20 protein-coding genes and 1 pseudogene are annotated in these 20161 nt (G+C 38.5%); 19 read left to right on the top strand and 2 right to left on the bottom strand.

From position 1 onward, the window contains the following. Nucleotides 1-201: 201 nt before the first annotated feature. From JFV29_RS23830 to JFV29_RS23770, 14 genes are all read left to right on the top strand, one after another. On the top strand, nucleotides 202-744 hold the full coding sequence (locus tag JFV29_RS23830; RefSeq protein WP_201186774.1) for a DinB family protein: 543 nt from the start codon (nucleotides 202-204) through the stop codon (nucleotides 742-744). A gap of 353 nt (nucleotides 745-1097) precedes the next feature. Continuing rightward, nucleotides 1098-2141 carry a LacI family DNA-binding transcriptional regulator gene (locus JFV29_RS23825; protein ID WP_242486936.1) on the top strand — a complete coding sequence of 348 codons (1044 nt, stop codon included), beginning with the start codon at nucleotides 1098-1100 and terminating at the stop codon, nucleotides 2139-2141. A gap of 84 nt (nucleotides 2142-2225) precedes the next feature. Beyond that, nucleotides 2226-2999 (top strand): sugar phosphate isomerase/epimerase family protein, encoded by a 774-nt coding sequence (locus JFV29_RS23820; protein WP_201186772.1) that lies wholly within the window; start codon nucleotides 2226-2228, stop codon nucleotides 2997-2999. Continuing rightward, on the top strand, nucleotides 2986-3942 hold the full coding sequence (locus JFV29_RS23815; protein ID WP_098176060.1) for a sugar kinase: 957 nt from the start codon (nucleotides 2986-2988) through the stop codon (nucleotides 3940-3942). The genes JFV29_RS23820 and JFV29_RS23815 overlap by 14 nt, the downstream gene beginning before the upstream one ends. Beyond that, on the top strand, nucleotides 3939-5228 hold the full coding sequence (locus tag JFV29_RS23810; protein WP_201186770.1) for an MFS transporter: 1290 nt from the start codon (nucleotides 3939-3941) through the stop codon (nucleotides 5226-5228). Before JFV29_RS23815 ends, JFV29_RS23810 begins: the two co-directional genes overlap by 4 nt. After that, nucleotides 5225-5857: a 3-hexulose-6-phosphate synthase gene (gene hxlA / locus JFV29_RS23805; protein WP_201186768.1), complete on the top strand. Its 633-nt coding sequence runs from the start codon at nucleotides 5225-5227 to the stop codon at nucleotides 5855-5857. Before JFV29_RS23810 ends, hxlA begins: the two co-directional genes overlap by 4 nt. Next, complete coding sequence (hxlB, locus tag JFV29_RS23800; protein ID WP_201186765.1) at nucleotides 5854-6405, top strand: 6-phospho-3-hexuloisomerase; 552 nt, start codon at nucleotides 5854-5856, stop codon at nucleotides 6403-6405. Before hxlA ends, hxlB begins: the two co-directional genes overlap by 4 nt. Before the next feature lie 86 nt (nucleotides 6406-6491). Continuing rightward, nucleotides 6492-6668, top strand: a complete 177-nt coding sequence (locus JFV29_RS23795) for a hypothetical protein (protein ID WP_201186763.1) — start codon at nucleotides 6492-6494, stop codon at nucleotides 6666-6668. A gap of 533 nt (nucleotides 6669-7201) precedes the next feature. Then, nucleotides 7202-9241, top strand: coding sequence for a hydantoinase/oxoprolinase family protein (locus tag JFV29_RS23790; RefSeq protein WP_201186761.1), 2040 nt, complete (start codon nucleotides 7202-7204; stop codon nucleotides 9239-9241). Between the two features lie 16 nt (nucleotides 9242-9257). Further along, nucleotides 9258-11240 (top strand): hydantoinase B/oxoprolinase family protein, encoded by a 1983-nt coding sequence (locus JFV29_RS23785; RefSeq protein ID WP_207196191.1) that lies wholly within the window; start codon nucleotides 9258-9260, stop codon nucleotides 11238-11240. Between the two features lie 183 nt (nucleotides 11241-11423). Beyond that, the gene (locus JFV29_RS23780; protein WP_201186759.1) at nucleotides 11424-12254 is read left to right on the top strand and encodes an STAS domain-containing protein; all 831 of its coding nucleotides are present in this window, start codon (nucleotides 11424-11426) and stop codon (nucleotides 12252-12254) included. Nucleotides 12255-12689: 435 nt separating this feature from the next. Next, nucleotides 12690-12836: a hypothetical protein gene (locus tag JFV29_RS30040; RefSeq protein WP_207205170.1), complete on the top strand. Its 147-nt coding sequence runs from the start codon at nucleotides 12690-12692 to the stop codon at nucleotides 12834-12836. Between the two features lie 17 nt (nucleotides 12837-12853). Then, nucleotides 12854-13738: a DMT family transporter gene (locus tag JFV29_RS23775; RefSeq protein ID WP_201186757.1), complete on the top strand. Its 885-nt coding sequence runs from the start codon at nucleotides 12854-12856 to the stop codon at nucleotides 13736-13738. Then, nucleotides 13717-14193, top strand: coding sequence for a GNAT family N-acetyltransferase (locus JFV29_RS23770; protein ID WP_201188058.1), 477 nt, complete (start codon nucleotides 13717-13719; stop codon nucleotides 14191-14193). The genes JFV29_RS23775 and JFV29_RS23770 overlap by 22 nt, the downstream gene beginning before the upstream one ends. 50 nt (nucleotides 14194-14243) lie before the next feature. Here the strand turns inward: JFV29_RS23770 and JFV29_RS23765 are convergent, their stop codons facing one another. After that, nucleotides 14244-14825: a hypothetical protein gene (locus JFV29_RS23765; protein ID WP_201186755.1), complete on the bottom strand. Its 582-nt coding sequence runs from the start codon at nucleotides 14823-14825 to the stop codon at nucleotides 14244-14246. 415 nt (nucleotides 14826-15240) lie between these two features. Beyond that, a pseudogene (locus JFV29_RS23760) lies at nucleotides 15241-15499 on the bottom strand (transposase); the annotation flags it as partial. An 88-nt stretch (nucleotides 15500-15587) separates the two neighbouring features. Here JFV29_RS23760 and JFV29_RS23755 point away from each other — a divergent pair. From JFV29_RS23755 to JFV29_RS23735, 5 genes are all read left to right on the top strand, one after another. Beyond that, nucleotides 15588-16040, top strand: coding sequence for a GNAT family N-acetyltransferase (locus JFV29_RS23755; RefSeq protein ID WP_201186753.1), 453 nt, complete (start codon nucleotides 15588-15590; stop codon nucleotides 16038-16040). Between the two features lie 638 nt (nucleotides 16041-16678). Then, the gene (locus JFV29_RS23750) at nucleotides 16679-18007 is read left to right on the top strand and encodes an amidohydrolase family protein (protein WP_201188056.1); all 1329 of its coding nucleotides are present in this window, start codon (nucleotides 16679-16681) and stop codon (nucleotides 18005-18007) included. Nucleotides 18008-18271: 264 nt separating this feature from the next. Beyond that, nucleotides 18272-18697: a cytidine deaminase gene (locus JFV29_RS23745; RefSeq protein WP_201186751.1), complete on the top strand. Its 426-nt coding sequence runs from the start codon at nucleotides 18272-18274 to the stop codon at nucleotides 18695-18697. 221 nt (nucleotides 18698-18918) lie between these two features. Next, nucleotides 18919-19335, top strand: coding sequence for an RrF2 family transcriptional regulator (locus JFV29_RS23740; RefSeq protein ID WP_098176049.1), 417 nt, complete (start codon nucleotides 18919-18921; stop codon nucleotides 19333-19335). A gap of 114 nt (nucleotides 19336-19449) precedes the next feature. Further along, nucleotides 19450-20157, top strand: a complete 708-nt coding sequence (locus tag JFV29_RS23735) for a nitroreductase family protein (protein WP_201186749.1) — start codon at nucleotides 19450-19452, stop codon at nucleotides 20155-20157. The last annotated feature ends 4 nt before the right edge of the window (nucleotides 20158-20161 follow it).

Raw genomic sequence — 20161 nt, 5'->3', positions numbered from 1 at the left:
CTTATTTAATGAACGGGGGCTTAAGTTTAAAGTAGGGGTTGCTGCGGCAACTCTTTTCTTATTGTGCTAACGTGGCCGTTTAGTTTAACACTCTTTCAACTTACAATAATTGGTATCAAAGGGGGATATGGAAGAATATTATTTAAGGTAACAACGTAAGAAAAGGGTAGAAAAAAATCTTAAAACAAAGGAGAGTTAAACATGAAAGAAAAACAACCAGAAACAAAAGAAATGAATTTAACATCGCTCATGAAAGACTATGCGAACTACAACCTCTGGGCAAATGCCCAATTGATAGATTGGCTGAAAACAAAGCCATCTGAAATAATAGAACAGAAAATACCTTCGAGTTTTCCGAGTATCAAATGGACACTCAAGCATGTTTCTGATGGTGAGAAATTTTGGTTGGAAGTGTTAAAGCAGGAGTCAACACCGGATATAGGGGTTTTCAGTGATCAATCATATAAGACTGTCGAAGAGGTGTTTAAAATGATAGTGGATAATTCCAAAGAACTGGCCCTATATGTGAATTCACTTACCGAAAGTTCAATAACAAAAGATTGCCATGTGGAAACTCCATGGTTTAATGAAACCCGTCCAAGATTTGAATATATTCTCCATGTAATGAATCACAGTACCTATCATCGAGGGCAAATTATAACTATTGGACGAAATATTGGTTTAACCGATGCTCCTATGACAGATTTTAATATTTACAATTTTTTTGGAAAGTCCGCCACATGAATGCTTCTTATCATATTTAACTATTAATCTGCGGATAACTTATTTTTAAGCTAATGGTGGTGTTAGTTTAACTAAACAAATTAAGGAAGTCGATACTTTAACGTACACTAATCGGCTTTTTTAGGTTGAAAACTTGCTTTCATTGAAGATCCGGCTGCCCTCTGGCCACTTTTTTTGTTTGTGCAACTACCTGAAAATAAACTTTTTAAAAAGGAAAACTAAAGAATACAAGTGATTTAATGTAATGTTCTTTTTTTAATTCGAAAGAGTATTATGATAGAAAATAGATTGACATTCATTGGTAATGTGTTAATATTTATAAAAATGGAACCGGTACCAAAATTCGCGAATGGATGAATGAAATGGTTAAACGAGAAAATTCAAAAGTTACAATTTACGACGTCGCTAGAGAAGCTGGTGTCTCAAAAACCTCGGTTTCCCGCTATTTAGGGGGGAGATATGATGAGCTCTCTGACAAAACCCGCAAGAAAATCGAGCTGGCAATCAACAAAATGGAGTACCGCCCCAGTACCATGGCCAGGGGGCTTAAAAGCAATAAGAGTTATTTGATTGGAATTATAGTTGCAGACATTAACAATCCATACACGACGGCTATCCTTCGTGGGGCTGAAGATATATGCAGCCAGAACGGTTATAATCTGATGATTTGCAACTCGGATAATAATCCGGTTAAGGAAAGAGGATATTTTGAAATGCTTCTATCCCATCGTATTGATGGGCTTATTATTCATACAACCGGCGGAAATCACGACATGTTAAAACAGATGCAAGACCAGAAGACGCCGATTATCTTGCTGGATCGGAAAGTACCTGATCTTGAAATTGATACTGTAGGCTTGGATAATTTTCAGGCCACTTCGCAAGCGGTCAATTATTTGGTCAACCAAAACTATGAACGAATAGCGTTTTTCAGCGAACCAGCAAGCAAAGTAAGTACCCGGTATGAACGGCGGCTATCCTTTCAGCAAACGTTATTGAGCCACGGTCATCCGAGTTCAAAAGATGTTTATGAGGTAAATGTCGACGATTTAAATGATGTAGATTCCAAGCTTCAGCACTTTTTAGATGACTCAGAAGGCAAGGCACGAGTTATATTAACCGCAAATAGTGTGGTGCTATTAAAATTAATTTTGCTTTTACAAGAAAAGAAACTGTCGGTTCCAAAAGATTTAGCAATGATTGGCTTTGATAATCCAGAGTGGAGTACGATTGTTTATTCAGGAATTACAACAATTGAACAGCCTACGTATCAAATCGGGGTGGCTGCTATGGAAATGATATTGCGTCGTATTGACGGGCACGAGTCTCCAGCCCAAACAATGGCGTATCAAGCGAAACTGAACATAAGACAAACAACGCCTTATATCCAGAAATAAGTCTTCTAAGAAAGGAAGTCTTATTTCATCACAAAATGGTACCGATACCATTTTGATGAAAACGCATTCATTAGGAGGAATAATATGAAAGTCTTTGTATGCATGAATTCAATACCATTAGAAATACTTCAAACACTCGGGCATCTTGAAATCATAAAATCAATCTCAGCCGCTGGAGCAGATGGAATCGAAATCAGAAGAGAGCTATTGGGCCCAGATGATTCATTGAAAGAATTAGGTGCCTTATGCAGAGAGCTTAACTTAGACATTTATTATTCTGCTCCTGAATGTCTGATCGGCCCTCACTATCAAATGGATGAGCAACGTTTTAAGCAACTGGCTAGGGAAGCGGATGAATTGGGAGCTGAATTGCTAAAGCTGCCTCTAGGACACTATCATTTCACGGAAACTGATATGACTCAAGTAAATAAGGTTTTAGTAGAAGAGATGCAAAGCCACAGTGGATTAAAGATTACCATCGAAAACGACCAAACGCTTGAAGGTGGAAATTTAAATCGAATCGCTCATTTTCTGAACCGTTCTGAGAAGTTGGACATTCCGATTCGATTGACTTTTGATATGGGCAACTGGCTGTACACAGATGAGGTTCCAATGAAGGCTGCACAAGAGTTAGGGAGATATGTTGTCTATGTTCATTTGAAACAGGTGAAGAGGGAGAAAGAGGAATGGATAACTGAGCCGATTTCATTGCCACTGCAGTCTGATGTGAATGAGTTATTAGAAAGGTTAAGTGGTACCTATCCGAGAGCGATAGAATTCCCAGTAACCTTGGAAAATGTAGCAACCTATATTTCACATATGAAAATGGAACAGGGGGTTAACCATGAGCGAGCTTAAAGTATTAACGATGGGAGAGGCAATGGCGATGTTCATAGCGGATGAGCCGGGGAGCCTTGAAGACTGCTTAAGTTATAAACGATCTGTGGCGGGGGCGGAAACCAATGTAGCCATTGGCTTGTCAAGGTTAGGAATCAGGACTGCATGGATGAGCAAGGTCGGAAATGATTCATTCGGGCGAATGATTATGAAAACGCTCACAACTGAAGGAGTAGATGTCTCGAATATTTTAGTGGATGAGCTAAATCCAACAGGGTTCCAGCTGAAATCGAAAGTCGAAAAAGGAGATCCGGTCGTTGAATACTTTAGGAAGAATTCAAGCGCCAGTAAGATTTCCCTAGAGGATTTTCCATTAGAACAGCTCCCTTTAACTCAGCACCTGCATTTAACAGGGATACCGCCTGCCATTTCAGGTAGTTTCAGAGATTTGTCGTGGCAAGTGTTGAATCATCTGAAACAAAAGGATGTAACCATATCATTCGATCCAAATCTTCGTCCTACCCTCTGGTCGAATGAGAGGGAGATGATTAACGTCGTCAATCAGTTTGCAGAAAAGGCGGATTGGCTGCTTCCCGGAATTCAGGAGGGAGAAATTCTAACAGGATATAGCAACAAAGAGGATATCGCCAGTTATTATCTAGAACGAGGGGTTAAGCTTGTGGTGATTAAACTGGGGGAAGAAGGAGCCTATCTTGCTACAGAAAATGAAAGGAAACAGGTGCCCGGTTTTACTGTCACGAAAGTGGTTGATACAGTTGGGGCGGGAGACGGGTTTGCTGTCGGGGTAATCAGCGCATTATTGGAAGGGTTGTCATATGAAGAAGCTGTTGTACGAGGAAATGCGATAGGAGCAAAAGCCGTGATGTCTTCTGGAGATCATGAGGGGTTTCCTAATATGGTAGAGCTAGAACACTTTATGAAAAAAGGAGTGCTTCAATCATGAAATCTGCTCAATTACAGGTAGCATCTAGGAAAAGGTGGATGAGATTAATCCCTTTGGTGTTCATCACATACAGTCTCGCCTATCTCGACCGTGCCAACTATGGATTTGGTGTAGCAGGAGGGATGGGGGAAGACCTCAATATTACAGCAGGAGTATCTTCCTTTCTGGCCGCCTTATTTTTCCTTGGTTATTTCTTTTTCCAAGTTCCTGGCGCACATTACGCGGAAAAGAAAAGTGCAAAGAAACTTATTTTCTGGAGTTTGATTCTCTGGGGAGGACTAGCCACATTAACGGGAATGGCGACAAGTGTGGAGTGGTTATATCCCATTCGCTTCATGCTGGGAGTAGTTGAAAGCGCTGTTATGCCTGCGATGCTCGTTTTCTTAAGCCACTGGTTTTTAAAAGAAGAACGTTCTCGTGCCAATACCTTTTTGATTTTAGGAAATCCAGTTACTGTATTATGGATGTCGATACTTTCCGGTTATTTATTGAAGGCATTTGACTGGAGATGGCTGTTCATAATTGAAGGACTTCCGGCCGTCCTGTGGGCGTTTATCTGGTATAAGCTTGTTAATGACCGTCCAAAAGATGCTAAATGGCTTACGGATCAAGAAAAGAAAAATATGGAGTCTGTCCTTCAAGAAGAACAGGCTGCATTAAAGCCTGTAAAAGATTATCGTGAAGCTTTTAAATCAAAGCAGGTCATCGTACTCAGCATCCAATACTTTACGTGGAGCATTGGAGTATATGGGTTTGTTATGTGGCTGCCATCTATTATTAAAAAGGCATCCCATATGGATATTGTAGCAACGGGCTGGTTATCATCCGGGCCTTACTTGTTAGCTGTTATTTCGATGCTGACATTATCCTATTTTTCAGATAAAACATTAAATCGAAAAACGTTTGTTTGGACATCGCTGCTTGTAGGGGCGGTCGCATTTTTCGGATCCTTCATGATCGGTACATCGAATTTCTGGCTTTCATATGCTCTGTTGGTCATTGCTGGCGGTGCTATGTATGCCCCTTATGGCCCTTTCTTTGCCATCATTCCTGAAATTCTTCCGCGGAATGTGGCTGGAGGAGCAATGGCCCTAATTAATAGTATGGGGGCGCTTGGTTCATTTGTAGGTGCCTATTTTGTTGGATATTTGAACGGCTTAACTGGAGGGCCAGGAGCATCCTATATTTTTATGGCCGGTTCCTTATTGATTTCAGCTCTGCTCACATTGACGGTTAAAAAGCCTGTGGTTGCATCAGTCGAGCAAAGTGAGGTAGTTTCGTCATGATCATTCAGCTAGCACTGGACCGCATGAACATGAAGGAAGCCATTGAAATGGCTCGAACCGTGGAATCCTCTATTGATTGGATAGAAGTAGGAACTTCTCTTATTAAAGAGTTTGGAACGACTAGTATTAAAAAAATGAAAAATCAATTTCCGGATAAAAAAATCGTTGCAGACATGAAGACGATGGACAATGCGGCTTACGAAATGGATTTATGTTTTGAGGAGGGTGCAGATGTTGCTACGGTGATGGGAGCTGCACCCGATGTAACCATACAAAAATGCCTGGAAAAAGCGCGTGAATACAAAGGTCAGATCATGATAGATTTATTGAATGTACCTGATTCCCGGTTTGAACAATTACAGATATACAATCAGGCAGTGTTTTGTGAGCATGTAAGTAAGGATAGCCAGGAGATCGCTGATCATGCCGTTGCCAAAATGAGAAAGCAGGCTGGATTAATAAGAGCAGTAGCAGGGGGGATTACACTTGCAACCTTGCCAGAAATGATCAGGCAGGGTCCAGATGTTATTATTATTGGTTCGGCGATTACAAAAGCAAAAGATCCAGCAGAAGCTGCTCGTCTGTTTAAGGAAACGATAAATATGGTGAAAGGTGTGAATGAAGCTTGAAAAAGGAAATCTCGATTATTTTAGAAGAAGTGAACGGTGTTTTTAACAAAATGGATGTAGGAGCAACGGAATTGCTCCTGCAGCAGCTACAGCCTGCTACTAGAGTTTTTATTGTAGGTGAAGGACGATCGGGGTTTATGGCTAAAGCCTTTGCGATGCGATTGATGCATCTTGGCTTAAACGTTTTTGTAGTCGGGGAAACGATTACACCTTCTCTTGCGAAAGGAGATCTAATCATAGCCATTAGCGGGAGTGGTTCTACGAATAGTGTGATTTCCGTTGCTGCAAAAGGTAGAGACATCGGATGCAAGGTGATTTCCATTACTACGAATAATCAATCGGATTTAGCGAATGTTTCTAATGAGGTTCTGGTGATTCCGGCTGCAACGAAAAATCGTTTAAACCATGAAACGAAAAGTGTCCAGCCTTTAAGTTCATTGTTTGATCAGTGCGTACATGTTTTGTGTGATGCAGTATGCCTAAATTATTCATTAAGCCAGTCTATAAGCCATGAATTAACTTATTCCAAGCATAGTAATGTAGAGTAGAGTGAAGGCTAGCCCCTTCATTGAGGGCCAGCCATCATACATACTTCTTCCATGTTTAGACATCCTAAACATTGGAGGTGAAAAACTTGGATAATTCAGATTCTAAAAAGGTCGAACAGAATAATAAAAATAAGCAAAGTAGTAAAGTCGGAAGTCTTGAATATACAACAGAACAACTTATGAACGGGATGAATGGAATTCAAGAAGCATATCTCACTAATATGGATGATGATGATGATGAAAAAGAAACACCTAATAAATAATGATTGTAAGTAAGCATAGCTATATAGTTATGCTTATTTAATTTTGTTCTTCTTTGTAGGGAATCCTCAGAAATCCAGAGCGGATAGTTATTTCAATATTCTAAAAATTAACTTGACTTTATTAGGAATTGAAGTGATATAATGTATATAGTAATAGTGTATACAGGTAGATTGCCGAAGTTTTCTGATCTACATTGTATTCAATGTCTCAAAATTGACTTAGATGAAAAGATGAATATGAAAAATAACTGTCAAATCTAATAGACTTCGTTTAGCAACGAAGCTAACCTTAGATCAAAACCAGTTATATCAATTATTTCTTATTGATATAACTGGTTTTTTTATTTTATCATTCACTTTTTTACTGTTTCTTCCTAAGTCGATAAAATTCAACTGCTGATTGACCTCCATTCGATATCTATTTTTTAAACAGTTCCATTAAAACATGTAAAGATCCACCGGAGGAGATAAGCAGAAAGCAATGTTCAAATGGTATAAAGTATTTTAAATCTTGAAGCAGGGGTGGGAATTATATGATAGGTACGAAGCAAACTAGACTCGCAATAGATGTAGGTGGAACATTTACGGATGTTTTTGTTTTTGATGAAAGTACGAAGGAAATTTCAATAACCAAAACATCGTCTACTCCATTAAATCCTGAGATTGGTATATTAGATGGAATCGCAAAAGCGGAAATAGATTGTGAAAATATTAAAGTGTTTTCCCATGGTACGACAGTGGGTACCAATGCCTTGATTGAAAGAAAATTGCCAAAGACAGCATTGATCACCTCTAAAGGGTTCCGAGATGTTTCAGAAATTCGCCGTGGAACAAAACTCGAGTTATGGGATACATATGATGATGTAGCCAAACCGTATATTCAAAGAAGAGACCGTTTTGAAGTGGAAGAACGCACCGACTATTCAGGGAACGTTCTGACAGAAATCAATGAAGAGGAAGTACGGTTACTGGCTAGGAAATTAAAGAAACGCGGTACTGAGTCCATCGCAGTTTGCTTCATTAACTCGTATGTGAATGGAAGCAACGAAGCTAAAGTGAAACAAATCATTCAAGAGGAACTGCCGGATGTCTACATATGCATTTCGAGTGAAGTCCTTCCTGAAATTTTTGAACATGAGCGTATGAGTACGACTATTGTCAACGCGGTTTTAGGACCGACTGTAAGTAACTATATCAAAACTCTAGAAGGAGAAATGAATAAAAGAGGATATAAAGATGATATTTTAGTTCTTCATTCTGGTGGCGGAGTAATGACGTCACAAACTGTTCCACGTTATGCTGCAAGATTGGCTAGCTCCGGTATTGCTGCAGGTGCCATCGCTAGTAAACATATTGCTCAACTATGCGGGTTTAATAATGCGATTGGGCTGGATATGGGAGGAACGAGTACCGATATTTCCTTGATGCATGAAGGTGATTTACGGATTACAAAAGATTGGTACATAGAGTATGGATATCCGATTGGATTTCCAAGCATCGAAATTCTGACGATAGGTGCAGGCGGCGGCAGCTTAGCCTGGGTAGATGAAGGTGGTTCTTTACGAAACGGACCTCAAAGTGCAGGGGCTGTTCCTGGACCTGCTTGCTATAGCAGAGGCGGAGTAGAACCGACTAATTCAGATGCAAATATAGTATTAGGACGCCTTGGCACAAAACTATTAGACGGACAAATGGAATTGGATAAAGAAAAAGCGATGGAAGTTGTGGATAAAATCGCTAAGAAGTTCAATTATACAATTGAAGAGGCGGCGAATGCCATTACACGGGTGGCCAATGCCAATATGTGTGATGCGCTACGGTTAATTTCAGTAAGACGCGGATATGATCCACGTGATTTTGCACTTGTAGCTTTTGGTGGGGCTGGTCCTTTACATGGAGCATACCTAGCAAAGGAAATGGAAATCCCAACTGTTATCATTCCTCCACACCCAGGTGTTGCCGCGGCAATGGGATGCCTGCTTGTTGATGTTCGTCATGATATCTCCAAAACATATGTTAAGAATGTTAAGGATGTGTCGTTAGAGGATTTAGAGAAAGAGTTTGTTGGAATGGAAAAAGAGGCCGAGGAATTATTGCAAGAAGAAGGAGTTTCTAAAGATGCTTCTACCTTGATGCGATATATTGACATGAGGTATATGGGGCAATGGCGTTCATTGGCAATAGAAGTTGACTGTCCAATCTCTTCATTAGAAGAGACTCTGAACCGTTTCCATCAAGAACATGAACGGGAATTTTCTTTCTCTGATAAAGAACAAACTGTGGAAATATACGGGCTGCTCGTTACGGCTATTGGAACTGTGCCAAAACCTGAATTTCCTACCTATGAACCTGGTGGCACGCTTGAGGATGCTTGGAAAGAAACGCGTGATGTTTATTTTGAAGAAGAAGGTTATGTAAATACAAACGTGTATAACCGAGAACTAATTCCGGCTTTCTCTGAAATTCAAGGGCCAGCCATAGTAGATCAGCTCGATACAACGACTGTTATTCCTCCAAACTTCACGGCCAAAGTTGATAAATATAGGAACTTAATTCTTTCACTAAATAAATAAAAAGAGGTGGATTCTATTGTCGAATAAACAGTTAATTGACCAATCTGGAGTTGGAACCGGGTTAGATCCCGTGACATTTGAAGTGATAAAAAATGGCTTCGTTAACCTTGTAGATCAGATGGCTGAGCAGATTCTTCGGACATGCTACTCCTTTGTTATTTATAACCGAGACTTCAGCTGTGCTCTTTGTGATGCAGAAGGAAATACAGTTATGCAAGGAACACAGGATATTTCCGTCCATGTTGGAACACTGCATCTTACTGCAAAAGCGGTACTGGAAGACTTCGAAGGTGATATCCACCCTGGAGACGTTTTCTTAGTCAATGACCCGTATCGTGGTGGTACTCATTTCAATGACACTCGGGTGCTATTGCCTGTCTTTCATGGTGAAAAGCTTATTGCGTTCATGCAAACAAATGGTCACTGGGCAGACATGGGAGGATCAACACCAGGCTCCTTTGATATTAACGCCAAAGAACATTTCGGTGAGGGTGTAAGAATTCCACCTCTTAGAATTTATAGTAAAGGAACGTTTTTAAAAGATGTGGTTAATGTTCTCGTTTCGAACATGCGCGTTCCAGAAGAACGGGTAGGGGACCTGCGAGCTCAAGTGGAAGCCGCGAAAGTAGGCGAGCGTCAGCTGTTTGCTATCATCGAAAAGTATGGAATCGATACAACTTTGTCCGCTTTTGCCGAAGTGCAGAATTATGTAGAACGGTTAGCAAGAGCCAAGGTTGCGGCTTTGCCAAACGGTACATGGGAGACCGTTGATTATATTGATATGGATCCTGAAGTAGGAGATGGATTAATCCCGATTAAGGTGAAGATGACCATCACAGATGATGAAATTCTTTATGATCTTTCTGGTTCCCACTCTTATATTGGCTGCTTTTTAAATGCAGGTTTCGGGGCTTCATTATCGGCTACGTATTCAGGTACCAAGACATTTTTCCCTGAGATTCCTTTGAATTCTGGTTTTTATAGAGTGGTAAAGGTTGAACTGCCTGAAAACTCAGTCGTCAATGCTCCTGCACCGGTGGCTGTAACAGGATTTTGTTCAGGGGCATATGAAAAAATCATGAGTGCTTGTTTTGAACTTTGGTCTAACATTATGCCAGAGAGAGCCATTGCTTGCTCGTTTAACCTCGAGTATTTACTGATCGGCGGGTGGGACCAACGTCAGGAACAAGATAAATACTTTATGTGGTATGACTGGATGGCTGGCGGGCATGGAGGCCGTTCCGATCGAGACGGTGTGAACGCCACTTCACCAACATTCGGTTTGGGACTCAGCGTTCAGCCTTGTGAAGGTCAAGAAAGATTGTCACCTGTTGTTACGATGAAACATGAAATTATTACAGATTCAGCTGGTCCTGGGAAATACCGCGGCGGGTGCGGTGTAGAAAAAGGCGGAACTCTCACAAATGTCAAAAACACGGTAATGTCCTATTGCTGTGACCGTTCTCGTTCGATAACATGGGGTATTTTTGGAGGACTGCCTTCTTCTCCACATGGAGCATGGCTTAATCCGGGCAAGGAGAACGAACAATATTTAGGGGCGATTTTTTCAAATGTAAAAGTGCAACAAGGGGATTCCTTTGTACGCCCATCAGCAGGGGGCGGTGGTTTAGGGGACCCGCTTGAAAGAAGTCCAGAAGATGTTATGGAAGATGTTATTGATGAGTATGTTTCAATCGAGAGAGCCAAAAAAGATTACGGTGTGGTTATTAATGAAATCGATAAAGATCTGGATTTGTTTGAAATAGATTATGAAGCAACAGATCTAGCTAGATCATATATAAGAAACAATCGTAAACAATGGCTTGAAGAGAACGTTCAAGTTGTTGAAGAGAAATTCGCGAATGGTGAGCTGGATAACCTGGATGTCATTCGTCAACATGGAGTCATCATAGATTATGCAACTAATAAAGTACTGCCAGAATCAACAAAACAATTCCGTGAATCTATGAAAACCCGTACACTAGCTTATTGGAAATAAGCTGACACTACCAAGCTAAGAAAAATTATTATGACTTGTAAATGAGAGGTTCCGATTAGATTCGGAACCTTTTTTTAGCTTTAAGGGGAACTTTCTATTTAAGAAGGATAAAACTTCGCCAATAGAGAATGTATTAGTAACAAAAATCACAGGGGAAATGTGCCAAAAAGGGAGTGGAGAATAGTGAGTTTTTCTTTAAATGAGGAAGATAAAATAATGGAATTCCTTGTGCAAAACAAAAGTGAAGTTGAGGAACAGCTTTTGTCGGAAGCAGTTAATGTCAGAGAGAAAATTGAAGAAATCTTGTTGATTGGAAATGTAGACCTTTTGAATAATGCACATAGGCTGATCCGTTATATCGTGGAGCAGAATGAGGATGATATGATTGCCTTTGCCGAAAAAGAAGGAGTAGTCTGGGCAACTTATTCCTTAACTCTCTCGTTCAAATTGGAATGGATTCAAGCTATCCGAAGAACGCTGTGGAATTTTCTTTATGAATTTGAGAAATTAAAAGATGTGTTTAACGATTCGAAAGTCTTTTTCGATTTAGAGAAAAAAGTGAACGAAAAGGTTGATGTTTTCCTTAAATCTTTTTTTATCAGTTATTCTGATTATAAAGACAAATTGATTCTAGCTCAGCAAAACTTGGTAGAAAATCTATCTGTTCCTATCATCCCAATCACTCCCTCTACCTGCGTTCTTCCGTTAATTGGATCGATCGATGAATCGCGTATGCGTATAATCGAGGAAAAGGTATTGATGGAAATAGGTAAACTGAAGATTCAAATCTTGATCCTGGATTTATCTGGTATTCTTGAAATGGAGGTTGAGATCATTAATCAATTAATGAAGATTCTTGATGGGACCTCAATGATGGGGTGTAAAGCTGTGATTACTGGATTACGTCCAGAAATTGTTACAAAAATGATTCGTGCAGGGCTTTGTTTCGATAATAAAGCAGAGATAAAGGGAACGCTACAGCAGGCCTTAAGGGATTATATGGTTGTGAGTTAAATCGTAACAGTTAAAGGTCGCCATGTAGTGGTGATTTTTTTTTGTGGGCAATATGGAATATAAAGGGAGGTTCTTTATTGCTTTTGTCGAACTGAAGTAATTAGATATAAATAGGAAGGAGGTATAACACATAATGTATTGCACTGTGTACTGCAAGGAAGGGAACAGTTTGGGTACTGAGCAAATCCAAGCTGTGAAAATTAACCATTGTTCAGTTGGCAGCTTTAGTTGATAAAAGAGAAACTACATCCGTTAACCTAATTCAAGAGTATATAATGAGAATTGTTAAATACAATAAAAATGGGCCAACCCTTAATTATATTTTAGAATTAAGCCCCAGATATAATATACATAACCGAATGACTGGATTTAGAACAAAAAGCCTCGGCACTTTGTAGGGAATTATTGATAGAACCCGCCTGGGCTAAATAATTAATGAAAGGTATGGAAGATGATATTGTGACAGTCTTGCCGCGCAATAACCTGGATAGATTAGTAATTCTAGAACAAATGTGGGCCAATATTGTCACGCGCGATGGCATGCCTGAGAAAGATAGCATTACCAGCTTACTATTGAAATGAAGAAAGGAAAATTAAAAATGAATAGAAATGCACTATTCCAACTCTCTTTGGCTATGACCATATTTGGAACTGTCGGTTTTTTCTCTGAACTCACAGGCCTTCCGGCAATGGAACTGGTTTTTGTTCGTTGCATATGTGCTGCAGTTTTCTTATGCACTGCTTGGGTAATGACAGGGAATTATAAGAAAGAGATATGGAATTTCAAAGAGACACCTTTGATCATTCTCTGTGGGGGAGCCAACTTATTAAACTGGATATTCCTCTTTAAATCGTTTGAATTGATATCCGTGACGATTGCTATTTCACTTTATCATTTAGCTCCTATGATTGTTCTTATTATAGGGAGCTTCATCTTTAGAGAGAAATTGACATTGTTCTCTATTGTAGCAATCTTTCTATGTTTCATTGGAACATTATTTATTATGGGTACAGATGGGTTCCGTTCATCATCTCCTGAATGGGAAGGAATTATATATGGAGTGCTTGCGGCGCTTTTCTATGCAGCAACAATGATTTTAGGAAAGAGCATTACAAAGACAAGTGTGTATGCCACCACTTCTCTTCAAATGTTTATAGGTATTCTATTACTAGTTCCGTTTATTGATTTCTCAACCTACACGGTCCTACATTCAGCGGAGTGGTTTTATGCCATTTTCACTGGTATCGTTCATACCGGAGTTGTGTACCTTTTATTTTTTAATAGTATTCGTCACTTGCCTACAAACATAGTCTCTTTTATGATTTTTGTAGACCCGTTTGTTGCTATACTTTTAGATATCTTGATTACTGGATTTCATCCAGATTTGCTTCAATGCCTTGGAATTTTATTAATTTTCAGCGGATTGTTTTATGTACTTAAGGCTCCTAAAACCCTTACTGAATCCGAAAACAAGGTTATGTAAAAGAGTTATCAAATAGCTCGGAATTTTATGAGGGTTACTATAAAGAATACTGGGGATCTGTATCCAACTTTAGTGAAAATGGTTTCGGTTACTGTATTCTTCATAAAGGAAAAGTGGTTAGTGAATGTACTTCAATTTTTTCTTCACTACAATACTCAGAAATTGATATTGCAACTCACGAGGATTATAGGGGACAAGGATTAGCATCTAGCATTGTAAAAACATTTATAGATCACTGTCTCGAAAATGATATAATACCACGCTGGGATTGTGACATATTAAATAAGTCGTCTATAAAATTAGCTGGAAAATCAGGATTTGGAAATCCTGTCAATATTCAATTTTTGTATAAAAAACATTTATTCCATTATTCCATAAAAGGGTGCATTATCTTGAACTATGTTGATGTGTGGTGGAACGTGATTGTTAAACGCGGAAAAGAAGTTGTCACATAAAGGATCTGTTCCTTATGCGACAACCTCTTTTTGTAATGTTCATTATCCAATTAAAAAGACGCATGAATCATAAATAAAATGAGAAACCCAATAGCCAGTTTAAAGTGCCATTTTTTATCTTTTCTCTTGAATCGTCTAAGCCCCATAAATAGGAGGAAAACCAAGAGAACAATAGCAAGAATTCCCGTGATATGCGTAAAGTCCCATTTAAATCCTCTTATGATTGCCAAATATCCATGAAGAAAAACGGCTCCAGTAGATGCTAATGCAAGGGGAACATGCCATTTTCTTACCAACTTTCCGAGAAACTGTAGGAAACTTTTTAATTGAAAATTCCTCCACTTTATCGTTTTCAAGCGTTGCCACTTTAATAAAAGAAAAACAGGATAGATAGCTAAAACCGCAAAATACAAAATTCTTGAAATCGACCCAAATTGTTTTACGATTATCTTATAATGTTTGTAATCTTGCATCATTAGCTGCTGATGATTAAGAGAAATAAGTAAAATTCCAATGAAAAATAAACAAATAGTAATGGTTAAACTGATAACGATGGCTCTTAGTTCTTTTGGATTTGGAATATAGCTGGATAAAAAGTGATTGTTTTTTCTTGTATTTTGTTTTGAACTCATCTTATAGTACCCCTAGTCTTTGAATGTGAAATATATTGTCAGTATAGTCTGTATAAATGAAAATTTAATGAAAATCAAATAAAAATTGGATTATTTTTATAGAATGTACGAAAATATCTAAAACCATGCTTTAGGAAAACTAAAGAAAAACCCCTCTTTCCATCCATGGATAAAGGGGCAGTATAGCTTATTATGATTAAACTATTTTGGAGATTTATGTATACGGGTAAAGTACCTACAAATTAAAAGTAGGTGGTTCTTATTGAAGAAAAAACTCTATGTAATTTTCTGTATCTTGTTTTTTATAAATAATACTGCTGTTTTGGCAAAGCAAGAAGAACCAAGTCAAGAATTTATTAGTAAGTATTATAATTAAAAGGGTTAAAGATTTATATTTCTTCAGAAAATTCCCCTTCTATAATGATAAAGGACAGGTTTCACCACTAGGTAAGGCAGTCTTATCAGTATTACAGAGTGATATATGGACATGAGTTAGAGCTTTATCAAAATATATATGGCACCTGGCCGCGAACCGTTGATTATATTCTTCAAACTGTGAAACTAGAAAGCGTTCTAACGATTCTTCGTTGGGGAATTGCTCCTTACGCTTGCTATTTCTTGATTTGTTTATTGAATGATTCAATCAAGTTTGTGGAGTAAATACTACGCCAAATGAAATGGGTCGCGGATATTACGTATGTTCACGTTTTAGGGATGATTGTTTGTACTAAAGTAACTTATCTTAAATCTTGGAGGGGTAGTATGGTTAAATTTAGAATGGCCACAGCAAAAGACCTAAATGAAATTGTACAAATGCTTGCGGATGATGAATTGGGGAGGACGAGAGAACGTTACGAAAATCCTCTTCCTGAAAGCTATCTAAAAGCATTTGAATCAATTGATTCAGACCTGAATAATGAATTGATTGTTGCGTGCCTTGGTGAAGAAATTGTTGGTGTTCAACAGATTACTTTTACTCCATATATTACACATCAAGGTGGTTGGAGAGCTACTATTGAAGGGGTTCGAACGGCATCTACAGAACGGGGAAAAGGGATAGGAACCCAATTAATCCTATGGGCAATCGAGCGTGCAAAAGAGCGTGGCTGTCATATTATTCAGCTAACAACTGATAAAAAGCGAGAAGAAGCGCTGCATTTTTATGAACGTTTAGGATTTAAAGCGACTCATGAGGGTCTAAAAATGAAGCTTTAATTCAACTAATGGGACAATTTTTCAATAAAGAAGGTACGAACGTTTACTCTTTGTTAAAATCAATTTAATAGAGGTCGCAAATGAAGTTATCGCAGCCTACGGCAACTTGAAGAAAGTTTTTATTTGAAGGGTATTTATGGAAAAATCATATTGTTCTTGAACTAACGGATGCTTTACTTTAAAATCGGAGCTGTCATTGTGATAGCTTTTTTTGTTGTTTGAAGTGTTTTTTTTGAAAGTTCCATGTGGATTTGGAAGTTTCAAGTGAGTTTCTAAACCGTTCGTAAAAGTACATCTTAGCGAATTTTGGAACAGAATTTTTACTCTAGAACAGACGAAGAATCTGATGGATCCGGATGATGTGGCAGATATCAATTGTGGAAAGGTCACAGCCTAGAAAATATTTAATTGTAGAATAAGTAGTAATTATAACTATATGGGTGAGGATATTCGTATAGACAGTTATCTGTCGTTTACTAATTATATGGAGAGAATAATAAGTGTGGTAGAAAAGAACATTTGCTAATGTTATCTGCAATAGACTTGGCAAATCATAGCTTGGAAGGCATACAGAGGATTATCAAAGTAGCTTTTTAATAAAGCTGAATAGAAACAAGTTTTTCTAATGATACGTAATAATTTTGGAGGAAATACAAATGAAGACGATTTTTATTAACGGTACCTTTTTTACTATGGACAAGGAAAATCAAATCTTTGAAAACGGCATGATGATTGTGCAAGATCAACTCATATCCTACATCGGACCGCATTCTGAAGAGCAATTGGCAGATGCAGATCAAGTGGTCAACCTTGGCGGAAAATGGATTATGCCAGGCCTTGTGAATGCTCATTCGCATATTGTGATGACCCTTTTACGAGGGATCGGAGACGACATGTTGCTGAAGCCCTGGTTGGAAACGAAAATATGGCCGATTGAGAGCCAGTTTACAACAGAAATCGCCTCTGTAAGTACTCAGCTTGGCATTTTGGAAATGTTAAAATCAGGAACAACTACATTTTCGGATATGTTTAATCCTAATGGAATAGATGCGGGTGCTGTTATGGAGACGATAGGCGAAACAGGAATGCGCGGAGCCTTTTCCTACACGATTTTTAGCTTAGGTACGGAAAAAGAACAAAAGGCGAATCTCGCGGGGGCTGAGCAGTTTTCTAAAAACTATAAAACGTTTGCCGATGGCCGCCTGACTACCATGGTCGCGCCACATAGCCCGTATGCTTGTACGCCTGAGGCGATTGTTGAGAGTGCACGGATTGCTAAAGAGAATGATTTGATGGTGCACATTCACGTTTCGGAAACGGATTTTGAGATTCTGGACATTGAAAAGCGATATGGATTTCGTCCTGTCGAGCACCTTCGCCGTTTAGGTCTCTTCGATCAACCAACCGTGATGGCCCATGGAGTGGTTCTCAACGATGAAGAGCGAGCGATATTAAAACAGCATGATGTAAGGGTTGCCCATAATCCAATTAGTAATTTGAAGCTGGGATCTGGGATTGCAGATATTGTCAGTCTTTTGGATGCCGGGATTAAAGTGGGGGTTGCAACAGATGGCGTAGCTTCCAATAACAACTTCGATATGTTCGAGGAAATGAGAACGGCTGCATTGCTTCAAAAAGGCATTTATAAAGATGCCACCAAATTCCCTGCTCAAACGGCACTGGCCATGGCAACAAGAATGGGAGCCGAAGCGATTGGCATGGGCCATACGGGTTCTTTGGAAGTAGATAAAAAAGCAGATTTCATTTCTATTTATCCTTATAATAAAGAGCATCTACAACCGCTTAGTGAAGCATATTCGCATTTGCTTTATGCGGCACGCGGAAATGATGTATGTGATGTATACATTGATGGTAAGATGGTTGTAAAAGACGGCTGCAGCTTAACGATTGATGAAGAAAAAGTAATTGCCGAAGTGAATCGATTGCAGGGTACCCTTTCACGATAAAATAAAAAAAACCTGTAATTACCATGATGTTCAGTTTATTAAAAGTTTTATTTACCGGATATCTGATACCATATTGGAAGGGAAGTAAGATTTTAACAAACTTAAACTGATCAAAATGAACAAACGGTTGCTTTATTTCGGTAAAGGAGGTTGCTGAGGCAGCCTCTTTTCAAATGCAACTAAAGGGGCAGTTTCGCTTTTAAAAAACTATACCTAGAATAGATTGGTTGTTAGAATTTAACTAATGACAAAGGAGGTAATGACTTGAATACCGAGCAAAAATTATTTGATGCAGTTACTAACTTAATAGAAAAAAGATACCCCGAAGGTTGGGGCGGAGCAGCAGCAATGGCTTTAGAAGACGGTTCAATACTCACAAGTGTCGCTCCTGATATAATAAACGATTCGACAAATCTGTGTATAGAAACAGGAGCTATTTTAGAGGCGCATAAATTGAATAAAAAAATTACGCATTCGATATGTGTAGTTCGTGATGATGAGAAGTCAGAGTTTAAAGTGCTTTCTCCCTGTGGAATTTGCCAAGAAAGACTATTTTATTGGGGGCCAACAGTTAAAGTAGCTGTTACTTTACCCGGACGAGACCTAACTTTTAAAACATTATCAGAAGTACAACCGTATCACTGGACAGCAGCTTACGAAGAATACAAAGAAAAATGGAATGATAAATAAACACATATTCCCTCTAATAGGGTAATGGTTCTTTCAACGAGGATAATAAAATAACCTCATTGTTGATAGACTAGTACTGCGGTGGTTATATACAATGCAATATGGTTAGAAATTCGTATCCAGATAGATCTGAAAAAGAGTGGCTTTTTTTCCGGCAGAATTCTTTGATACCTCGTTGTATATGCATTAAAATAGTTTAAAGTAGAGGAGAGGTGAAAGAAATGACCGAAAAGGTTTCAAGTATAATGTGGTTCAGTCTTGCATTACAAGCTCTACTTGTTCTTGCAGATCATGAGGGATTATGTAACAGCAGTAAGTTGGCAACAAAGCTTAACTCGGAGTCTGGTTTTCTTAGAAAAATATTAAGTAATTTAGTAAAAGCAGGGCTGATTCAAGCTAAGGAAGGTAGGGATGGTGGATATTCACTTGCCAAAGATCCTGATCAAATCATACTTGCCGATATTTACTCTGCAATAAAATCTGAACCTTTTTCAAAAGGCTTCCTTGATGTGAATGATAAAAAATGCTTTCAACCATCTTCTCGTGATGCTTTATGCGGTTTGAAAAATGAGATGGAGAGTTGGATTATACAAGGTCTTGAACAAAAGACGATTGCTGACTTACTATCAAAATCATAATGTGAAAAACGAAACTAATAGGGTTTCGTCTTTTATAAACTGTATTTGACATAAGAACAGTATCTGATATATACTGTTCTTGTAATAAACACAGTTAAATGGAGGTCATTATAAATGACAAAAAATACAATGAGTAAAGAAGAGTACCTAACTAAATCAAATGAAATAAATACATCACTTGAAAAACCAAAGGTACTTACTGATACAGACTTTATTACGATAGCGAAAGAACGAAGATCAGTTCGCCAATATGATGCAGAATACGTGATGACTGAAGAAGAAATTCGTGAAATCCTGGATATTGCGATTCAAGCACCGTCTTCTTCTAATTTACAACCATGGAGATTCCTTGTCATTCAAGATAAGCAAACCCAACAAGAATTGCTACCCATCGCACATAACCAACAACAAATTGTTGATGCCTCTGCTGTCATTGCAGTTTTAGCTGATATTGAAGGTTACAAAAATGCTGAACGAATTTATGGTGAATTAGTTAATAAAGGAATTATGAAGAATGAAATCAAAGAGCCATATGTAGCTTCAATTATGCATAATTATGGTAACTTTTCTGCTGAAAAAGCTTTAAGTGTAGCAATGATTGACGGTGGCTTAGTTTCCATGCAGATCATGTTAGCTGCAAAAGCAAAAGGATACGATACAGTCCCTATGGGAGGGTTCGATGAAAACAAATTTGTGGATGCATTCAATGTACCGGAAAACTTCAAACCTGTCATGTTAATCTCCATTGGAAAAGGAATGAAAGCAGGATTTGAAAAAGTACGTTTACCACTTGATACTTTAATAACTTGGAATAAATACTAAGGTT

It is taken from the genome of Peribacillus sp. TH16 (genome assembly GCF_016651095.1).
Taxonomy (GTDB): Bacteria; Bacillota; Bacilli; order Bacillales; family DSM-1321; genus Peribacillus; species Peribacillus butanolivorans.
This window is presented reverse-complemented; position numbering and strand designations above follow the sequence as displayed.